Genomic DNA, 18,124 nt, shown 5'->3' on the forward strand with positions numbered 1-18,124 from the left:
GGACCCCTTCGTCTCGGGATGGGTCAGTCGGGCAGGTCGAATCGCACGGTCTCCCGCATGCGGAGGGCGGCGACCATGCTGACCAGTGCGGTGGCGACCACGAAGGCCGCGGGGGCGACGACCGAGCCGGTCCACTCGATGAGCCAGGTGGAGACGAACGGCGTCGTGCCGCCGAACAGGGCGAGGGCCAGCGAGTACGAGACCCCGACCGCGGTCGTCCGCAGGCGCGTCGGGAACATCTCGGAGAAGGCCGCGGGGCAGGCACCGCAGAGCATCGCCATGAAGAGCCAGATCAGCAGCTGCCCGGCGATCGCGGCCGCCATGGTGCCCACGCTCAACAGCAGGTAGGCCGGGTAGGCGACCAGTGCGGTGCCGATCGCGCCGGCCAGGATCACCGGCCGCCGCCCTACCCGGTCGGAGAGCGCACCGAAGAACGGGATGCTGACCGATCCGAGGAGGGTCGAGATCAGGATCGAGGTGTAGGCGAGGCTCGGCGGGTACCGGAGCACCGTCGTCACGTAGCTCACGACGAACGCGAGCACGGTGTACGAGCACACGGCGAAGCCGACCGTGATGCCGAACAGCGAGAACATCCCGCGTCGCTGGGTCCGGACTGAGGTCGTGAGGGGGCCTTCGTCCGACGGCGCGGCGGTTCGGAAGGCGGGCGACTCCTGGACCTTCAGCCGTATGTAGAGCCCGATCGCGAGCAGCGGGAAGCTGAGCAGGAACGGGATACGCCATCCCCAGGTGGCGAGGAACTCCGGCGTCGAGAGGGACCGGACCAGGAACACGACGCCGAGCCCGACGAAGGACCCGAGGCACGCGGTCAGATAGGCGATCGACCCGTAGAGACCCCGCTTGCCCCGGGGAGCGAACTCCACCAGGAACGCGGTCGACGAGCTGAACTCGCCGCCGACCGACAGCCCCTGCGCCGTCCGCGCGAGGACTAGGAGCAATGCCGCCCACACACCCGCGATGGCGTAGGTCGGCATGATCCCGATCAGGACCGTCGCCGCGCCCATCACGGTGATGACGACCAGGAGGGTGGGTCGACGCCCGTACCGGTCCGCCATCCGACCGAAGACGATCGCGCCGACGGGTCGGGCGGCGAATCCGACCGCGAAGACCGAGAACGACGCCAGCAGCGAGACCAAGGGGTCCCCTGCCGGGAAGAACAGGCCGGCGAGCACCGCCGCCAGACCCGCGTAAACCGCGAAGTCGTACCACTCGAGAAGATTGCCGATCGCGACGGCGGTCACGGCCCGCCGACGTGCCCGCGGCGTCACGGAGCCGTCCGCCGGGGCGACCGGTGACGGCCGCACGGCGGGGTCGACCGGTTCGGGCGGGAGGGATTCGGGCAGGGTGGATTCGGTCATGGGAACCTCACGTCCTTGTCGGTTCGAGATGACGGCGAAGTGCGCACCAGCGATTCGTTCCGTGTCGCTAAACTGAACGAACGCGTACAGGAACATACGGTCCGCCCGACCCGGTGTCAACGGCGTCCGTCGTGGGCGTCGTAGAGTCGACCCATGACGGACGAGGCGGCCGCGGAGCCGCGTCCCCGACGGGGACGGAGCCGCGACCGTTCGAAGGACACGGCGGTCCTCGAGGCGACGATCAAGCTCCTGGCCATCGAGGGCCTGGCCGGCATGTCGATGGACCGGGTCGCCGCGGCGGCGGGCGTGTCCAAGGTGACCGTCTACACCCGGTGGAGCAACAAGACCGAACTCGTCGGGGCCGCACTCACCCACCTCCAGGTCGACCACGTCCCCGAGCCCGGGGACAACGTGCGGGACGACCTCGTCGCCCTCCTCGAGGCGATGCGGCGCCAGTACGCCGAGGTCGGCGGGATGGCGATCATTGGCAACTGCCTGGCCGACGAGCCGCTCTCCGGCGACCTGCTCGCGCAGATCCGCCGGAGCACGCTCCTCCCCCGCCGGGCGCACTTCGCGGCCGCGGTGCGCGCGGGCGTTGACCGGGGCGAGCTCCGTGCGGACGTCGACGTCGACCGCGCGGTCAGCATGATCGTGGGGAACCTCTACGCCGACCACCTGGCAGGCTTGGACACGGACGGCGACTGGGCCGGTCGGGTGGTCGACGCGGCCCTGCGGGGCCTCACGGCGTAGAGGGGACGACGACCAGCTTCCCGCCCGCGCTGCCGTGCTCCATGAACCGATGGGCCTCGACGATCTCGTCCAGCCGGTAGGTCCGCGCGATCGGGACGGTGGCGCGGCCTGCGGCGACGTCGTCGAGGAAGGTCTGGAGGACCTCGGCGGGCAGGTCGGAGGCGTCGCCGCTGTAGCCGGTGAGCCGGACACCGCGGGGGATGTAGTCGATCGGGTAGAAGTCCGGCACCGTCCACACGTTGGACAACATCCCGGACATGCAGACCACGCCATGCACCCGCGTCGCGGCCAGGGTGTCCGGCAGCGTCGGGGTGCCGACCAGCTCCAGGGCCGCGTCCACGCCCTCGGGCACGATCTCGCGGACCCGGGCGGCCACCGCGCCGTCGTCCAGGATCGGGTGGTCGACGCCGGCCCGGGTGAGCACGTCCGCCCGGGCCAGGTCGCGCGTGGTCGCCAGGACCCTCAGGCCCTGGCGCTTGGCGAGGATTGCGGCCGCGAGCCCCACCGAGGAGGTCCCGCCGCGGACCAGCAGCGTCTGGCCGGGCCGGACGTCGAGGCCGACGGTGAGCGAGCCGTAGGCGGTCTGCAGCATCTCCGGCACCGCGCCGATCACCGCGGGATCGAGGTCGCTGTGGAACGGGACGACCTGGCTCGCGGGGACGCAGGTGTACTCGGCGTAGCCGCCGTCGAACGCGCGGCCCATCCCACCCATCATCGCCACGACCTGCGTGCCTCCGGCGAACTCGCCGCCCGGCGCGGACACGACGACCCCGGTCGCCTCGATCCCGAGCACACGCGGGAGGGTCACGCCCTCGGCGAGCCCGAGCCGGGTGTGCAGCTCGGACCGGTTGAGCCCGAAGGCGGTAACCCGGATGAGCACCCAGCCGGGCTCGGGGGGTCGGCACGGGCAGCTCGCGGATAGTCAGGGCCTCGGGCGGGCCCGGTGCGTCCAGGACGACGGCGCGCATCGTGTTCGGGACCGTGCTGGTCATGGTCGCTCCTCTCGGTTCGCTCCCGGCAACGACGGCAGGCGAGGGAACGATGTCGGGTAGTGACCCCGTGTGACGCGGCCGGGTGGTCCCCGAGCCGGACGGTAAGCCCTCGCGCATCCAGTCCGGGCGCGTCTCCGCCGCCGGGTCGAGGCGGGCCAGGATCTTCTGGTTGGCGATCCGGACCTGCTCGTCCTTCTCGTGGGTGGGCTACTTGTGGTTGAGCGCGTCCTGGGTCCGCCCCCGACCTTCTCCATCGGCCAGCATCCGGAAATCGACCGGTACCCCGACGCCTCCCCAGGCGCGCACCCGCTCGTTGCAGCCGGGCTGCCGCATCAGGTTGACCAGTGCGGCGTTGGATGACGCCGGGCGACGGCGGCTTCGGTATGACCTGCGCACGAGCACGCCGCCGCCGCGGGCGCTGAGCGGGAAGACACGTCTCGGCCTACGCAGCTCGTCCGGGCTGGTGGCCGGGCCGGCCAGCGCGTTGAGAGTGCGGGCACGCTCCTCTGCAGTGCCAGTTGCCGCCGCTGTGGGCTGGTCGTCGTGCCCAGCCACAGCACCGACACCACGGCGACGACCAAAATGAGGTCGCCTTCCTTCCTCCGGTCGGCATCGTGGGCGACGACGATCATCCGACCGGCTGCAAGGGCCGAGATCGCGCGTTGGACGGCTGCCGTTCCCGTCGGGCGCGTGGCGCAGATTGATACGCGTCGACACGATGCGCCATCGGACCTCCTCGGACGATGCCCGGCCGGAGGCTAGGGGTCCTTGCGAAGGCGGGCTATCCGTGGGCGGCACAAACTGTCCGCATCACGAAACGGTCGTGAAGCCAACGGGCTGTGAGACGGTCAGCTCGACTGGCCATGCAGGTAGGACGGATGAGCTATCCCGATCAGATTGAGGTCGACGACCCGCTCCGCCCATCCGGGACCGCCGGCATCCAGGCCGGCGAGCCGGTCGCCGTAGTAGGCGCCGATCAAGCCGCTGACCACCTGCTCCAAGTCGATCCCGTCTCGAATCTGGCCGGCCTGCTGGCCTCGTGTCAGGGCGTCGATGAAGGTCTGCCGGCGCGGCCGGAAGGTCGAGTCGCGGATGGTGTCGAGCAGCTCGGGCATCCGCTGCTCGGCTGCCAGACATGACCCCACGATGCTCATCCCGCCGATGCGCTCGTACTGCGCCGCCATGTGGTCGAGTAGTTGGATCAGCTCACGTCGAACGTCCCCGACGGGCTCGGGCAGATCCTCGACCCGCAGGTGCGCCAGCGCAGCCCCGATGAGGGCCATGCGGTTGGGATAGCGCGAGTAGACCGTTGCCTTGGTGGTTCCGGCTTCGGCGGCGACCTTTGCCACCGAAAAACTCTCCAGGCCCTGCCCTGCCAGCACGCGCAGCGCGGCCTCGACCACAGCCCGCTCAACGCCAGGCGTCCGCGGACGGCCGGGGCCGCTCCTCACACCCGTGCACTCCCCCACGACTACACCATAAGCGAACATCCCCGGACGGCGTTTGACAGCGGGCCCACCTGCACCTACATTTCCGGTCACAGCGGTCTAGAAATTCTTGGCCGCTGACCGTGGCGGCGGCGAGGCCCCGCCCGCGCTCTTCCGAGGAGTCAGTCGATGGAGCGATCGATGATGATCGAACCGGTCTTGGCGGGCGGCGACGGTGAGCCGAGCGTCCTTGACGGTTTCGAGCTGTGTCGGGCGGCGCAGTTCGATGTCTTCCGGGACAGCCTGAACGGGGTGTTCTATCCCGCGAAGGTCGAGCCGACCGGTCATGACGGCACCTTGAGGCATTCGCTGCTCAGCGCGATCGAGCTGACCCACTTGACGTTGGGTTTTGTCCGCTTCGGCACCGAGACCGCGCTGGATCCGGGCGCCCTGGGGGCCTACCACGTCAACGTGGCGCTGTCCGGGGCCGTCGAATCGTTCTGTGGTAGGCAGCGCGTCGTGGCGCGGCCCGGTATGGCGGCGGTGTTCACCCCGCGGGAGCACACCTATCTGCCCCGGTGGGGAGCCGACGCGGGGCAGCTGTGCATCAAGATCGACCGCCGCGCGTTGGAGAGTGAGCTGGAGGCGATGATCGGGCGGCCGGTGTCGTCCTCGGTCCGCTTCTCGCTGGGCTTCGACCTGACCGGTCCCGCGGGCCGAAGCTGGCTCCGAGTGGTGCGGCTGCTGCTGGCCGATCTGGAGGCCGAGCAGAGCCTGGGGAGGCAGTTCACGGCGCATCGCGAGCAACTCGAGCGCCTGGTGATCAGCTCCCTGCTGCGTGCGCAGCCGCACGACTTCTTCGAGGCCCTGCGCGACGATCGCCGACCTGTCCGGTCGCGGACGGTCAAGCGCGTCGTCGACGCCATCGATACCGCCCCGGAGCAGCCGTGGACGCTGACGAGCCTGGCCGAGACCGCCGGGGTCAGCGGGCGCCGGTTGCAGCAGGGGTTCCGCGAGCAGATGGGCATGTCGCCGATGGTGTATCTGCGCGTCGTGCGGCTCGAGCGCGTTCATCACGACCTGGTGGGAGGCGTCGGCTCGGTAACCGACGTGGCCTTCCGCTGGGGGTTCACCCACCCCGGGCGGTTTGCCGACGCCTACCGCGAGCGTTTCGGTCAAGCACCGTCGGAGACGCTGCGCCGCGCCCGCAGCTAGCACGGGCGGGAGCCGCGCCGAGCGTGTTCAGGCGTGCAGTGCTGTGTAGCGCGGCAGTAGTGCTCGGGCGTTGTCGATCTCGATCGTCCGCCGCGTCGTAGCGTCGAGGTCGAACTCGGCGAACCGCTGCGTGAAGTACGCGACACCGGAGTTGGAGGCGTGCGGCCAGTCGGTGCCGAAGATGACCTTATCCGCTCCGAAGAACTCCAGCGCCGCCGGGAGGCTCGTCGGGCTGGACGTCTGTGCGGTGTCCACGCGGAAGGACGCGAGATCGGCGAGGAAGTCCTCGACGGTGCGGCCCGAGTCGAACGTCATCGTCATGGCCAGGCGGTGGGCGGCGAACGGGATGAAGCCGCCACCGTGGGACAGGATGAAGGTGATGTTGGGGTGGCGGCGGATCACGTCTGCGCGGACCAGACTGACCGCCGTGCGCGTGGTGTCGAGCAGGAAGTCGGCGATGTAGGGAGGGATGCCGTCGGCGGCTGGGCCGGGCAGCTTCGAGGGATGCACGAACACGACGGCGTGACGGCGGTCGAGCTCGGCCAGCAGCGGCTCGAACTCGGGGTCGCCGAGGTAGCGACCGTCGACGTTGGCCAGCAGGATCAGCCCGTCGGCGTGCAGTTCGTCGAAGGCGTACGCGGTCTCGGCGAGCGCTCCTTCGACGTCGGGCAGCGTCACCGTGGCAAAGAACCCGAACCGGCCCGGGTGCCGGGCGGCGAGCTCGGCGGCGTACTCGTTGACGTGGCGGGCCAGTTCGCGGGCTTCGGCGTCGTCGCCCAGGTGCACGCCGGGGGTGGACACCGACACGATGGCCGTCTCCACGCCGTGGGCGTCCATCGCGGCGAGGGCCAGGTCCTCGGACCAGGCCGGTGCGGGCAGGCCCCCGGCGGTGAGCCCGCGCTCGTCGAGGCGGGCTTGGTAGCGCGGCGGAATGAGATGGTTGTGGACGTCGATACGACCGCTCATCAGATGCTCCTCGTTGAGATCGCGGCCACGGCGGGGAGAGGTTCTGCCGCGGCGTTCGGGACGGTGCCGGCCCAGGCGTTTTGTAGGAGGCCCAGCACGGCGTCCCGGTCGGCCTGGCGCGGATTGATGTAGGGTCGCGCGAGGACGGCGTCTGCGGCCGCGGACAGATCCGCGCGGGCCACGCCGAGCTCGGCGAGCGAGCTGGGAAGCTCGAGCATCCGATTGAGCTCGTAGAGGGCTCGGGCCGGGTCGTCGGCCCCGAGGGCGCGGCGCAGCGCGGCCGCTGCCCGCGGTGCGGCTTCGAGGTTGAACGCGGCGACGTGTGGCAGCACCACGGTGTGGGTCTCGGCATGCGGCAGGTCGAGCAGGCCCCCGAGCACGTGGCAGAGCTTGTGGTGCAGGGACATGGTGGTCGCGCCGAGACAGGCCCCGGCCAGCCAGGCTCCGCGCAGCGCCAGGGCCCGCCCTGTCACGTCCGCGGGGGCGCGGACGACCGCCGGGAGTGCGCTGGCGAGGCTTCGCGCCGCCTCCTCGGCCAGGAGCGCGATCACCGGCGACACGTCCGGGGCGTAGAGGGCCTCGACGGCGTGGGCGAGGGCGTTGACCCCGCTCGCGGCGGAGGTGTGTGCCGCGAGGCCGACGGTCAGCTCGGGGTCGTAGACGACGCTGCGGGGCAGGACCACCGGGTCGCGACCGGTGCGTTTGTCGCCGTCCTCGGTCAGGCCCCACACCGGTGTCATCTCCGAGCCGGAGTAGGTGGTCGGCACGCAGACGCTGGGAAGGCCGGTGTCGCGGGCGATGGCTTTGGCCAGTCCGATGGTCGAGCCGCCACCGATGGCGACGCACCCGTCCGCGTCAAGTCGCCGGGCCTCGGCCACACCCGCCTCGGCGACGTCGACGGGGACGTGCATTCTCGCCCCGTCGAACACGCCGATCGCCGCGTCGCCGAGCAGCTCGGCGGCGCGTTGGCCCAACTCGCGGCGCCCGGGGGTGCACAGCACCAGCACACGGCGCAACCCGAGCCGATCCACCTCGTCTGGCAGGTGAGCGAGTCGGCCCGACCCGAACAACACCCGCATGGGTAGGGCGTCATAGACGAACTCGGTCTGCGCCGCCCCGCCGTCCCGGTCGCTCACAGCGTCTCCTTCTCCTGTAGCTCGATGTCGAACCTGGCGTGGATGAAGGGGGGCTCCACTCCAAACTCGGCGGCGAGGACTGTGTCGTCGGTCTCGACGAAGTCGACGAGCAGCCCCTTCTTCACCGCGAACACGGCGTCGGAGTCGATGTAGGCACTGCCCGCGACGAAGGCGTGCGTGGTGACCTCCTCGTAGCCGTCGGCGGCTGCGATGAAGTGCACGTGCGCTGGGCGGTAGGGGTGGCGGGAGGTCGCCTGCAGCAGCCGTCCGACCGGTCCGTCGGTCGGGATCGGGTAGTGCGAGGGCACGACGGTGCGGAACCAGAACCTGCCCTGCTCGTCGGTGCGGAACAGCCCCCGACCATTGCCTTCCGGCTGCACGTGCGGCTGTTGGACGTCGTAGAAGCCGTCCTCGGTGCATTGCCAGACGTCGACCAGCGCATTCGCCAGCGGCGTGCCGGCCGTGCTGCGCACCGTCCCCGACACCACACAAGCCCGGCCCCCGCCCAGCAGATCGATGGACTCGCCGAGCTCTCGCGCGGGGGACTCGGTCATGTGGAAAGGGCCGAGCACGGTGCTCTCGGTGCCCACATCCTGGCCGTTGATGGTCTCCACCAGCATGGACACCCCCATCACGTCGGAGAGCAGGATGAACTCCTGCCGGGTGTCGGTGCAGGTCTTGCCGACATCGGTGAGGAACTCGATCGCGCTGTTCCATTCCTCGATCGAGGGTGAGGTCTCGCGGACGAAGCCGTGCAGATGCCGAGTCAGGCTCTGCAGGATCTCGCGCAGCCGCGGATCGGGGGTCGCGTCGAAGCTGGCCTCGACAGCCGCTGTGGCGGTATCGACGGTGAAGTCCACGTCGTCCTCCTAGGCGCTGACGGGGTCGGCGCCGAAGTGCCGAACCTGGGGCGGTCCGTCAAAGAAGTGCGCGACGTGCGCGGCGAACTCCCTGCCCGCGTCGCTGTCCGGGAACACCTCCAGGTGGTCCTCGAGACGCTCCCACGTGACCCGGAGCAGGTAGGCGCCGGCGAGCTCGACGTCTGGGAACAGCGCCGAGTCCCGACAGCCCTGCGCGCCGGCCAGGATCGGCTGCGCCTTGACGAACGCCGCCTCGAAGTCGGCTTCGCGGCCGGCGGCGACGGTGATGTAGGCATGCTCGACGACCATGTCGTTCCTTCCGTCAGGTTGGGCGCCACGCTAGGAACCACCCGTGGACGGCACGAGCCGAATCGCGTGTCGGCCATCCGGATCGCGAAAGCGCGCTCCTTTCGCGCAACGGCTGCATCTGAACGCTTTCCGGCTGGTGGAGCCACCGCTGCTCACTAGCCTCGAGCCGACGTACTCGCCGACGAGGAGATAGTGATGACTGCTCCGTCCCTGCTTCGCCCATCACCCGGGGACACCGCCTTGCTGCGCTCGGTCTTCGGCTGCTTTCCCAGCGGAGTGACCGCGGTCTGCGCGCAGGTCGACGGAGTGCCCGTCGGCATGGCCGCCAGCTCGTTCACCTCGGTATCAATGGACCCACCGCTGGTGTCGGTCTGCGTCCAGAACAGCTCCCGAACCTGGCCGCTCCTGCGCGGCGCTGCTCGGATCGGGCTCAGCGTCCTATCCGCCGCCCAGGATCGCGCCTGCAGGACGCTGTCGGCTAAGACCGGGGACCGCTTCGCCGACGTCGACTGGTTCAGCGGCGAGGATGGCGCAATCTTCATCAACGAGGCCACCGCCCTGCTGGACTGCACGCTGCACAGCGAGGTCCCGGCGGGTGACCACGCGATCGTGCTACTGCAGATCCAGCAGGTCTTCGCCAACCACGCCGCCGCTCCTCTGGTGTTCCACGGCAGTCGCTTCCACCGGCTGGCCGAGATCTGAGCGGGAGCGGGCGAGCGCGACGCGGCGGGGCCTCACCCCACGGGTGGTGAGGCCCCGGGTCCGTGGGTGAGAATCAGTCAGCTGTCGCGGGCGGTGTTCCACTGAGGAGGCACCGAGTCGGTGCTGGTGTGCATGTAGGTCAGAACTGCCCGAAGCGCCGCGCCGAAGACGTCCGGGCGCGGGACGAACTCGAGGTGGATGCCCGGGAACTCCACCCAGGGCGCCCCGATCCGTGAAGCGATCTCCACTGAGGGGCGGCCGTAGTAGAGCCCGCGATCTGCCGCACCCGCGCCGAGCACCAGGGGGAAGTCGACCTTCGACAGGGCCGTCTCGTCCGGCAGGAACCGGCCCCACGCCTCCCACTCCCACCTGAAGAGGTAGTCGGCGTTGCCGGCGAAGCGCTGCAGCAGGTCCTCGGGCCAGGCGTAGGTGCCCTCGCCGCGGATCGTGGCGATGAACTCGCCACCAGCGGCTTGCGGGCCGACCTCGGCGTAGCGGGCTCCCAGCCGGTCGAAGAAGTCGAACCACGGGTCGTCCGCAGGCAGCACCCCGATGACCGGGGGCTCGTGGGCGACCGCGCCACGGACGACCTCCGGGTGGCGGGCGGCCAGGTCCAGGGTGACGATGGCGCCGCCGCTGTTGCCGTAGACGAGTGCTCGGCCGCCGGCCAGACCCTCGATCAGTGCACGGGCGTCGTCGGCCTGGTCGGTCAGCTTCATCGGGGCGTCGAGTCGTCCGGTGCTGCGGGAGTTGCCGCGCCGGTCGTAGGTGATCACGGTGAAGGCGTCGGCGAGGTTGTCGGCCAGGCCGGTGAAGTAGCCGGCGTCGCCGCCGGCCCCGGGGATGAGCAGTACCGCCGGGCCCTCTCCTCGGATCTCGTAGTACAGCTGGGCGCCGTCGACGTCGAACATGCCGCTCTGCATGGGGTCACTCCGCTCGGTCGTGCACGTGGAACAGCGATTGTGGCGCGAGTCTGCCGCCGCGGAGACCTGCTGGTCCGGCGGCGACCGGCTCGCTCAGGGGCTCGGGGCTCGAGGGGCTACCGGCTTGATGTTTCTGCTGGTACCGACCTCCTGCGGGCGGTGTTTGGGTCAGCGCTTCTCGGTGAGGTCGATGCCTCGCGTCTCCGGCGCGCGGAACATCACCCACGCGGTCAGCAGCGCGGTTGCCGCGACGTAAGCGACGAACACCCCGTTCAGATTGATCTGGCCGAGCCACTGCCGCAGGTAGGGCGCGGTCCCGGCGAACAGGGTCGCTGCCAGCGCGTAGGGCACCGCAATACCCGAGGCGCGCACACCGGTGGGGAAGAACTCGGCGATAACCGCCGGGTAGACCGCGCCGAGCAGGGCGAACACGAGCAACCCGCCGGTCATGGCCAGCCCGAAGTGCCAGGCGGTCCCGCCGTGAGCCAACAGGTCCAGCGGCCAGGCGAGGAGGGCGCCGAGCAGACCGAACGCGATCATGACGGGACGCCGTCCGATCCGGTCGGACAGGGATCCGACCAGCGGAAGGGCCAGCAGCCCGATCGCTTGCGCGATCACACTGGCCCAAAGCGCGGACTGGGCTGGGATCTTCAGCGCGCTGACTGCCCACGAGGGGGCCCCGATGGCCCAGGTGTAGTAGAAGACACCGAGGGCCGCCCCCATCGCGAAGACTCGCAGCGCAGCGGTCCGGTTGGCCCACAGTCCCGCGACCAGCCCCGGCTTCGGCGCCGGCGCCGAGGAGGAGGTGCGTTCGACGACCCGGTCGGCTTGGGTTTCCTGCTGCTTGGTGGTGAACGCCTCGGTCTCGTCGAGCTTGCGGCGCAGGTAGAGGGTGAACAGCGCGATGACCGCACCGAGGATGAAGGGCAGCCGCCAGCCCCACGCGGTCATGGCCTCCTTGGACAGCACCGAGGTGAGGATCGCGCCCAGGATCGTCGCCACCAGGATCGCCGCCGTGCCTGAGGTGAAGATCGAGCTCGCCCACAGGCCGCGCCGGCGAGCCGGTGCCGCCTCGGCGACGTAGGTGTAGGCGGCGGCGACCTCGCCGGTGTGCGCGACGCCCTGCAGGAGGCGCGCGATCAGCAGCACCACCGCGCCGAGCAGACCCGCCTGGGAGTAGGTGGGGGCCACGGCGATCAGCAGCATGCCGCCGGAGGCACAGGCGATCGCCAGCAGCAGCGATGCCTTGCGACCGTGCCGGTCGGCCAGCCAGCCGAAGAAGATGCCGCCGACCGGTCGGACCGCGAAGCCGACGGCGAAGACGGCGAAGGTCGCGAGGATGGCCGCATTCGGGTCCTCAGGGGCGAAGATCTGTGTGCTGAAGAAACTGGCGAAGACCGCGTAGGCGGTCCAGTCGTACCACTCGAGAGCGTTGCCGAGGGCTACGCCGGCGAGGTTGCGGCGGCCCCGCTTGGTGGAGTGACCGGTCGATGAGGCAGTGGTCGAGGATGCGCTGGCCGAGGCCTCGGCGGCCTGCGGTGTGTCGCCGGTCGGTGACACATCGGTGGGGTCGGACACGGACAACGTCGTCTCGCTTCCAGCTCAGAGGAATCCGGCGCGTGCACGTGCAGGCACGGCCATCGCGACGCCGGGGCGTGCGACGGCCGCGCCGTGAGCCGCCGTGGTGCCGGCGGATGAGGACGTCTCCGGCAGTCGCGGCTGCCGGAAGACCGGGGTCAGACGTCCAGGGTGAGTGGCTCGTCGGTGCCCAGGAGCATGCGCCCGTAGGCCTCCTTGCCGAGCTCGGGCATCACCAGCGCGTGGCGGCCCGCGATCTCCGAGTCGCGCCAGATGCGGCTGAGCACGTTCGCGTCGGCGAACGACGAGGCTCCGTTCACGCTCATCAGCTTGTCGATGCCGTCCTTGACCAGCTCGCCGATGATGCCGGTGTCGTTGCGGACGCGGGCACGGGTGAGCTTGTCGAGCTGGACACCTGCTGCAGCGGCTCCGTCGACGTCGGCGCAGGCGCGCTGCATCAGCAGCTCGGCCTGGTCGAAGCGGGAGATCGCCTCGGCGGTCTGGATCTGGTGGGTGGGGCTGTTCTTGGCGTTGGTGTAGCAGGTGTAGGCGACGTTCTTCGACGGAACGCCGGCGAGCGTCCGCTCGCGGGCGTGCCGAGCGAGCCCGACCTGGGCGCCGACGAGGATCAGCGCGGCGACCGGGATGAAGGCCATGTTCGCGTTCTGCTCGTCACCCTTGTGCGAGGTGCGGAAGCTGCCCTCGACCATGTCGGTGAAGCGCTGGATGCGGTGGTCGGGCACGAAGTGGTCGTTGACGACGATCGTGTCGCTGCCCGAACCCTTCATCCCGGCGACGAACCAGGTGGGCTCGATCGTCCAAGCCTCGGCCGGGATCAGCGCGAGTGCGCGGGGGTCGCCGTCGCCCTCCAAGCCGATGCCCAGGGTGGCCCAGGTGGCTGCGAACGAGCCCGAGGAGTAGGACCAGCGGCCGCTGACCAGGTAGCCGCCCTCGACACGCTCGGACTTCAGCGGCGGGGAGAAGATGCCGCAGGCCTTCGCGTCCGGCGTGCCGAACATCTCCTGCTGCGCCTCGTCACTGAAGGTGGTGGAGAACCAGGTGCAGACGTTGAGCAGCGCGACCGCCCAGGCGGTGGAACCGTCACCACGCCCGACCTCGGCGATGCACTCCATCGTGGTGCGCAGGTTCGCCTCGAGGCCACCCAGCCGAGCTGGGACCAGGAGCTTGAACAGCCCGGCCTGCTCCAGGGCGTCCACGACCTCCGGCACGACCCGCCGCTCCTCGGACGACCGCGCCGCGTGCTCACGAATCAGGGGCACCAGCGCGGTAGCGCGGGCGACGATCTCGGCGTCCGGTCCGATGCCGGCGCCGGTCCGGTCGGTTTGGGGCCGGTCCAGGATCTCGGTCATTGAAATACCTCCGCTCGACGCTGAATGTGGTGCAGGACGCTAGGCGGTTTCTGTGAACCGACCATCCGCTTCACGACGGCCCCGGTCCGGTTGGCGAAACGGGCTCGGCGTCGACGCGGGTGAACCCTCGGTTGCGAAGGTCGACTTCTGCTTCCTCGATCGGAGCGTGCCGGCGCCGTCGCGGCCGCGGCGCACCGCGGCTGCGATCCGGGTGGCCTGCACGCTCGCGGCAACGTCGTGGACGCGCAGGCAGTCGACCCTGGACTGGGCGACGATGGCCGATAGGCTGCCGTAGCTGTGTCGCGCGCCGGCGGTGGCGGTGTGACACCGTCGCGCGCGAGCTCGGCGCCGAGGAACGCCTTCCGGGAGGCTCCGACTAAGATCGGCCGGCCGAGAGCCTTGAACTCGTCGAGCCTGCCGAGGATTGTCCAGTTCTGCTCGGCGGTCTTGGCGAAGCCGAGCCCGGGATCGACGATTACCCGAGTGAGATCGACCCCCGCCCGTGACAGCGCGTCGAGGCGTCGCGCGAGCGCAGCGATGACGTCGGTGACCACGTCGTCGTAACTGGTGAACCGGTGCATGTCGGCACTCGGCGCGCGCCAGTGCATGGCGACATAGGGGACGTCGCAGTCGGCGACGGCGCCGACCATCAACGGGTCGGCCAGGCCGCCGCTGACGTCGTTGATCAGATGTGCCCCCGCGGCGACGGCTGCCCGGGCCACGCTCGCACGGGTGGTGTCGATGCTGACAGTGACCCCGGATCGGGCCAGTTCACGCACGACCGGCACGACTCGGTCGGTTTCGATCGTGGCGGGCACGCGTTGCGCGCCGGGTCGTGTTGACTCACCGCCCACGTCGACGATATCGGCGCCCTCGGCCACGAGGCGCAACCCGTGCGCGACGGCGCGGTCGACGTGGAGATAGCGGCCGCCGTCGGAGAAGGAGTCCGCGGTGACGTTGAGAATCCCCATGATTCGCGTGCGACCGGAAGCTGCCGGGCACGAGCGCTCATCGGCGGCCCGCCCACCCTCCTCGCTCGGCGTGCCCCCAACACCTGTCCTTCCGCGTGGACGACCCGGCGGGCCATGATCGAACGGGCCCGGGTGGCCGTCTGCTGCGTCGGGCGCGCGCGGCGTTGCGTGCTCAGGCCGCATGGCTACCTCCAGTTCGTAGCGTGGTTAGGGATCACGGGATGCCCGGGGCCCTCGCGGTGGCGGCGGCGAGCAGGTGGAAGGAGCCGGCCACGACCACCGGGGTCGGTGTGCCGCTGTGCTGGTCGCTCCCCGGTTCCCATGCAGCCCTGACCGCCTCCTGTGGGAGGGCACCACGCGGGTTGGCAGGGTCATGCTTCTGGCAGCCGCCGCAATCGCCTCGGCCGACGCGGACCGCTTTGCGGATGGTCGTCGCCGGAGCGGAACTCGGTCACGACCAGCTCCTCTACGAGCGGGGAGATCTCCTGCAGCGCCGCGGGGACGTCCTTGTCTGCGGCGAACGCGACGGCCCAGCAGAACCGGCGCCCGGGGTAGGCCGCGCGCAGGTCGGCGACGAGTGCGGACAGTTTCAACGGGTAGTGCGAGCCGTCGAGCAGTACGGGGATGCCGGAGACGGTGGTGGTCTGGAAACGCCCCGGTAGGTGCACTGTCGCCAGCGCGGCCTGTCGCGCGCCGGAATCGGGGCACCAACCGTCCCGCGCGGCGAGGATCTCTACAGGACGCGAAGCGACGGCCAGCTTGCGGCGCTGATGGTCGGGCGCGCAGCTGGAGTCCTTCGGGTGGGGCTGCGGTGGATAGGCGGTCTCGAGGAGACAGTCACGGCGCGCCGCCACCGCCGCAACCACGCGGCCGACCTCAGGGCGTTGCATGTCTGAGACCGCCCCGCCGCCGGTGGGCAGGATTCCGGCTTTCTGCCGGGCGATGTCGGTGATCTCGGGCCCGAGGATCTCGACGTGGTCCATGCCGATCGTCGTCAGGACCGCCAGCTTGTCCGGGCGCCGGAGGGTGTTGGTGGCGTCGAAGAGTCCGCCGAGCCCGGTCTCCACCACCGCGTAGTCGGCTCGACCGCGGAACGCGGTGAACGCCACCGCGGTGCAGGCCTCGAAGAACGTCGGCCGTCCCCTGCCCTCCTGCTCCCCGATGTGGACGGCACCTCGCACATCGTCGACCAGGTCCGCCAGCAAACCGGCCTCGATGGGCAGGCCGTCGAACAGGAAGCGTTCCCGCAGGCTGTACACGTGGGGTGACATGAACGAACCGATGCGGAACCCATGGCCCACCAGCTGCGCGGTGATCAGCGCGTTCACTGTGCCCTTGCCGGGGGTCCCGGCGATGTGCACGGCCGGGACGTCCTCCTGCGGATCGGCGAGGAGCTCAAGCAGCCGGCGCATCCGACGCAAACCGTGCGCGGCGGGGTCGAAGCGCTTCGCCGCTGTCAGCCCGTAGAGGTAGCGAGCCGCGTCGCGGTCGAGGTCGGCAGGTTTGGTCATGTGCGGTCCTGGTGAGTCACGATGACGTGTCGACCAGATGGGCGCGTCGGCCCACGGCCCCGGTCCGGGCTTCGCCTGGGCGTCGGAATGACTCGCCCTGGTTCCGGTGGAGGCTCCTGACCTTGGAAACGAGGATGGAGTCATGCCGAAAGAGCAGTCGCCGGGCAAGCCGAGTACGCGTCGGTACTCCGAGGAGGAGAAGGCCGCCGCGGTGCGGATGGTCCGAACCCTGCGCGCGGAGCTGGGCCACGATCACGGCACCGTGAAGCGGGTGGCCGAGCAGCTCGGCTACGGGGTCGAGTCGGTCCGGTTATGGGTACGCCAGGCCGACATCGATGACGGCCACGAACCCGGCGTGACCACCGCCGAGGCCGCCCGGGTCCGCGAGCTCGAGCAGGAGGTCCGCGAGCTGCGCCGGGCGAATGAGATCTTGAAGCGGGCCGCCAGTTTCTTCGGGGCGGAGCTCGACCGCCAGCATCGCAGGTAGTGGCGTTCATCGACGCCCACCGCGACGACGTGGTCGAGGGCAAGCCGCTCGGGGTCGAGCCTATCTGCCGGGTCCTGCAGGTGGCCCCGAGCACCTACTACGCCGCCAAGTCCCGCCCGCCCTCGAAGCGGGCCCGCCGGGACGCAGAGCTCACGCCGCAGCTGATCGCGTTGTGGGAGAACAACTACCGCGTCTACGGAGCCCGCAAGCTCTGGAAGGCGGCCCGCCGGGCCGGCCTCGACGTCGGACGGGACCAGGTCGCCCGCCTCATGCGCACGGCCGGGATCGAAGGCGTCCGGCGGACCAAGAAGACGCGCACCACCCGGGCCGATCCCGCCGCCGCACGCCCCCCCGACCTGGTGGACCGCCACTTCCAGGCCGAGGCACCGAACCAGCTGTGGGTCACCGACCTGACCTCTGTCCCGACCTGGGCCGGAGTCGCCTATGTGTGCTTCATCGTCGACGCGTTCTCCCGCACAATCGTCGGGTGGCGCGTCGCGCCACACATGCGCACCAGCATGGTCCTCGACGCCCTCGAGATGGCCCGCTGGTCACGCGGCACTCGGCTGGACGGGCTGCGGTGTCACTCCGACGCCGGGTCGCAGTTCACCTCGGTGCGCTACGGCGAGCGGCTCGCCGAGATCGGCGCCGTCCCGTCGATCGGCAGCGTGGGCGACTCCTATGACAACGCCCTGGCCGAAACGGTCAACGGCTACTACAAGGCCGAGCTCATCCGCGGACCCGCCCGCAGCCGTGGAAGACCGTCGAGGACGTCGAACTCGCCACGCTGAGCTGGGTGCACTGGCACAACACCGCCCGCCTGCACGGCTACCTCGACGACCGGCCGCCGGCCGAGTACGAGCAGGCGTTCTACGCTGCCCCACGGGACGACCGCGAGACGGTCGAAATCCCATGAGCCGGGCCTCCGTCAGACCCAGGACGACTCAGACCTTGAGCGTGCCGAGGAAGGGCCGGATGTGCTTCTCGGCGTACCTCGCATAGGTGCTCGTGGTGGTGCGTTCCCGGTCGAACAGCGCGAAGTAGCGGTCGAGCAGGTTGTCGACCGATGCGGTGGTGCGTGGGTTGCGGCGCTCGTCGAGCTCGTTCATGAGCCGGGTCAGAGCCTTCTCCGCGCGCAGGGCGGCGTCCGGCCCCTCGGGCACGGTCTCGACGAGGTGTGTCGGCGACGCGTGACCGGGTCCGTGCCCGCGTACATGCGCAATCGAAACGCCCCGCTGGGCAGTTGGTCGATGGTGCCGCGAGGCCGCTTGCGCCTGCCCGAGGGGGTCGCCATGGCGCGAACGGTAACCCGGTTTGTGTCACGACTCGTGTCACGCGGACCCTGGGTCCACCGAAGCTACTCACAAAAGTGCTGGTCAGAGCGTGGGGCAGGTCGGGCTCGAACCGACGACCTGACGGATTATGAGTCCGCTGCTCTGACCAACTGAGCTACTGCCCCTCGCTCGACAGGCTAGCGGCCCACGTCCATGGCGACGCGCCGCGCTCCGCAACTCCCGACTCGCGGTGCCGCAACTCCCGACTCGCGGTGCC

The 18,124-nt window shown here is 70.2% G+C and carries 17 protein-coding genes, 1 tRNA gene, 1 pseudogene and 1 other annotated feature; of the genes and pseudogenes, 4 read left to right on the forward strand and 15 right to left on the reverse strand.

From position 1 onward, the window contains the following. Positions 1–23: 23 nt before the first annotated feature. Positions 24–1,376 carry an MFS transporter gene (locus AB0B41_RS23290; protein ID WP_358206647.1) on the reverse strand — a complete coding sequence of 451 codons (1,353 nt, stop codon included), beginning with the start codon at positions 1,374–1,376 and terminating at the stop codon, positions 24–26. Between the two features lie 153 nt (positions 1,377–1,529). Here AB0B41_RS23290 and AB0B41_RS23295 point away from each other — a divergent pair, with 153 nt between their 5' ends. Then, positions 1,530–2,126 (forward strand): TetR/AcrR family transcriptional regulator, encoded by a 597-nt coding sequence (locus AB0B41_RS23295; protein WP_358206649.1) that lies wholly within the window; start codon positions 1,530–1,532, stop codon positions 2,124–2,126. Here the strand turns inward: AB0B41_RS23295 and AB0B41_RS23300 are convergent. The 3 genes from AB0B41_RS23300 to AB0B41_RS23310 form a co-directional block, all read right to left on the reverse strand. Further along, a complete protein-coding gene (locus tag AB0B41_RS23300; RefSeq protein ID WP_358206651.1) occupies positions 2,116–3,006 on the reverse strand; it encodes a zinc-binding dehydrogenase in 891 nt (296 codons plus the stop codon). The two genes, AB0B41_RS23295 and AB0B41_RS23300, sit on opposite strands and share 11 nt — an antisense overlap. Positions 3,007–3,325: 319 nt before the next feature. Continuing rightward, positions 3,326–3,916, reverse strand: coding sequence for a 3,4-dihydroxy-2-butanone-4-phosphate synthase (locus tag AB0B41_RS23305; RefSeq protein ID WP_358206653.1), 591 nt, complete (start codon positions 3,914–3,916; stop codon positions 3,326–3,328). A gap of 50 nt (positions 3,917–3,966) precedes the next feature. Then, positions 3,967–4,521, reverse strand: coding sequence for a TetR/AcrR family transcriptional regulator (locus tag AB0B41_RS23310; RefSeq protein WP_358206655.1), 555 nt, complete (start codon positions 4,519–4,521; stop codon positions 3,967–3,969). A 213-nt stretch (positions 4,522–4,734) separates the two neighbouring features. On the opposite strand from AB0B41_RS23310, the gene AB0B41_RS23315 reads away from it, so the two are divergent. Further along, on the forward strand, positions 4,735–5,760 hold the full coding sequence (locus AB0B41_RS23315; protein ID WP_358206657.1) for an AraC family transcriptional regulator: 1,026 nt from the start codon (positions 4,735–4,737) through the stop codon (positions 5,758–5,760). Between the two features lie 27 nt (positions 5,761–5,787). On the opposite strand, the gene AB0B41_RS23320 is transcribed toward AB0B41_RS23315, so the two are convergent. From AB0B41_RS23320 to AB0B41_RS23335, 4 genes are read right to left on the reverse strand one after another with little or no spacing between them, the layout of a single operon-like run. Next, on the reverse strand, positions 5,788–6,726 hold the full coding sequence (locus tag AB0B41_RS23320) for an amidohydrolase family protein (RefSeq protein ID WP_358206659.1): 939 nt from the start codon (positions 6,724–6,726) through the stop codon (positions 5,788–5,790). Further along, positions 6,726–7,805, reverse strand: coding sequence for a maleylacetate reductase (locus AB0B41_RS23325; RefSeq protein WP_358206718.1), 1,080 nt, complete (start codon positions 7,803–7,805; stop codon positions 6,726–6,728). Before AB0B41_RS23325 ends, AB0B41_RS23320 begins: the two co-directional genes overlap by 1 nt. A 53-nt stretch (positions 7,806–7,858) precedes the next feature. Next, positions 7,859–8,722 (reverse strand): dioxygenase, encoded by an 864-nt coding sequence (locus AB0B41_RS23330; protein WP_358206662.1) that lies wholly within the window; start codon positions 8,720–8,722, stop codon positions 7,859–7,861. A gap of 9 nt (positions 8,723–8,731) precedes the next feature. Then, positions 8,732–9,031: an antibiotic biosynthesis monooxygenase gene (locus tag AB0B41_RS23335; RefSeq protein WP_358206664.1), complete on the reverse strand. Its 300-nt coding sequence runs from the start codon at positions 9,029–9,031 to the stop codon at positions 8,732–8,734. Between the two features lie 240 nt (positions 9,032–9,271). Between AB0B41_RS23335 and AB0B41_RS23340 the strand changes: the two genes are divergently transcribed. Next, complete coding sequence (locus AB0B41_RS23340) at positions 9,272–9,733, forward strand: flavin reductase family protein (RefSeq protein WP_358206666.1); 462 nt, start codon at positions 9,272–9,274, stop codon at positions 9,731–9,733. A gap of 77 nt (positions 9,734–9,810) precedes the next feature. On the opposite strand, the gene AB0B41_RS23345 is transcribed toward AB0B41_RS23340, so the two are convergent. From AB0B41_RS23345 to AB0B41_RS23365, 5 genes are all read right to left on the reverse strand, one after another. Further along, complete coding sequence (locus tag AB0B41_RS23345; protein WP_358206670.1) at positions 9,811–10,656, reverse strand: alpha/beta hydrolase; 846 nt, start codon at positions 10,654–10,656, stop codon at positions 9,811–9,813. Positions 10,657–10,824: 168 nt separating this feature from the next. After that, the gene (locus AB0B41_RS23350) at positions 10,825–12,234 is read right to left on the reverse strand and encodes an MFS transporter (protein WP_358206672.1); all 1,410 of its coding nucleotides are present in this window, start codon (positions 12,232–12,234) and stop codon (positions 10,825–10,827) included. A gap of 158 nt (positions 12,235–12,392) precedes the next feature. Then, positions 12,393–13,604 carry an acyl-CoA dehydrogenase family protein gene (locus tag AB0B41_RS23355; protein ID WP_358206674.1) on the reverse strand — a complete coding sequence of 404 codons (1,212 nt, stop codon included), beginning with the start codon at positions 13,602–13,604 and terminating at the stop codon, positions 12,393–12,395. Beyond that, positions 13,601–14,575 (reverse strand): dihydropteroate synthase, encoded by a 975-nt coding sequence (gene folP, locus AB0B41_RS23360; RefSeq protein WP_358206677.1) that lies wholly within the window; start codon positions 14,573–14,575, stop codon positions 13,601–13,603. Before folP ends, AB0B41_RS23355 begins: the two co-directional genes overlap by 4 nt. A gap of 371 nt (positions 14,576–14,946) precedes the next feature. Then, positions 14,947–16,086 carry a hypothetical protein gene (locus AB0B41_RS23365; RefSeq protein WP_358206679.1) on the reverse strand — a complete coding sequence of 380 codons (1,140 nt, stop codon included), beginning with the start codon at positions 16,084–16,086 and terminating at the stop codon, positions 14,947–14,949. Between the two features lie 142 nt (positions 16,087–16,228). Between AB0B41_RS23365 and AB0B41_RS23370 the strand changes: the two are divergent. Next, positions 16,229–17,489 (forward strand): annotated as a pseudogene (locus tag AB0B41_RS23370) (IS3 family transposase). Further along, positions 16,528–16,662 (forward strand) — a sequence feature (AL1L pseudoknot). Its footprint overlaps the pseudogene before it by 135 nt. A gap of 28 nt (positions 17,490–17,517) precedes the next feature. On the opposite strand, the gene AB0B41_RS23375 reads toward AB0B41_RS23370, so the two are convergent. Together AB0B41_RS23375 and AB0B41_RS23380 are read right to left on the reverse strand one after the other, a co-directional pair. After that, entirely contained in the window at positions 17,518–17,736 is a 219-nt protein-coding gene (locus AB0B41_RS23375) for a hypothetical protein (RefSeq protein ID WP_358206681.1), read from the reverse strand. A 221-nt stretch (positions 17,737–17,957) separates the two neighbouring features. After that, positions 17,958–18,032: transfer RNA gene (locus AB0B41_RS23380), tRNA-Ile, on the reverse strand. Between the last annotated feature and the right edge of the window lie 92 nt (positions 18,033–18,124).

The sequence above is a fragment of the Pseudonocardia sp. NPDC049154 genome (assembly GCF_040648315.1).
GTDB lineage: Bacteria > Actinomycetota > Actinomycetes > Mycobacteriales > Pseudonocardiaceae > Pseudonocardia.

Excerpts from the sequence above, each read along its gene's own strand:
- AB0B41_RS23290 (WP_358206647.1), bottom strand. The coding sequence starts at position 1,376 with ATGACCGAATCCACCCTGCCCGAATCCCTCCCGCCCGAACCGGTCGAC.
- AB0B41_RS23295 (WP_358206649.1), top strand. The coding sequence starts at position 1,530 with ATGACGGACGAGGCGGCCGCGGAGCCGCGTCCCCGACGGGGACGGAGC.
- AB0B41_RS23315 (WP_358206657.1), top strand. The coding sequence starts at position 4,735 with ATGGAGCGATCGATGATGATCGAACCGGTCTTGGCGGGCGGCGACGGT.
- AB0B41_RS23320 (WP_358206659.1), bottom strand. The coding sequence starts at position 6,726 with ATGAGCGGTCGTATCGACGTCCACAACCATCTCATTCCGCCGCGCTAC.
- AB0B41_RS23325 (WP_358206718.1), bottom strand. The coding sequence starts at position 7,805 with ATGCGGGTGTTGTTCGGGTCGGGCCGACTCGCTCACCTGCCAGACGAG.
- AB0B41_RS23335 (WP_358206664.1), bottom strand. The coding sequence starts at position 9,031 with ATGGTCGTCGAGCATGCCTACATCACCGTCGCCGCCGGCCGCGAAGCC.
- AB0B41_RS23345 (WP_358206670.1), bottom strand. The coding sequence starts at position 10,656 with ATGCAGAGCGGCATGTTCGACGTCGACGGCGCCCAGCTGTACTACGAG.
- AB0B41_RS23355 (WP_358206674.1), bottom strand. The coding sequence starts at position 13,604 with ATGACCGAGATCCTGGACCGGCCCCAAACCGACCGGACCGGCGCCGGC.
- folP (WP_358206677.1), bottom strand. The coding sequence starts at position 14,575 with ATGGGGATTCTCAACGTCACCGCGGACTCCTTCTCCGACGGCGGCCGC.
- AB0B41_RS23365 (WP_358206679.1), bottom strand. The coding sequence starts at position 16,086 with ATGACCAAACCTGCCGACCTCGACCGCGACGCGGCTCGCTACCTCTAC.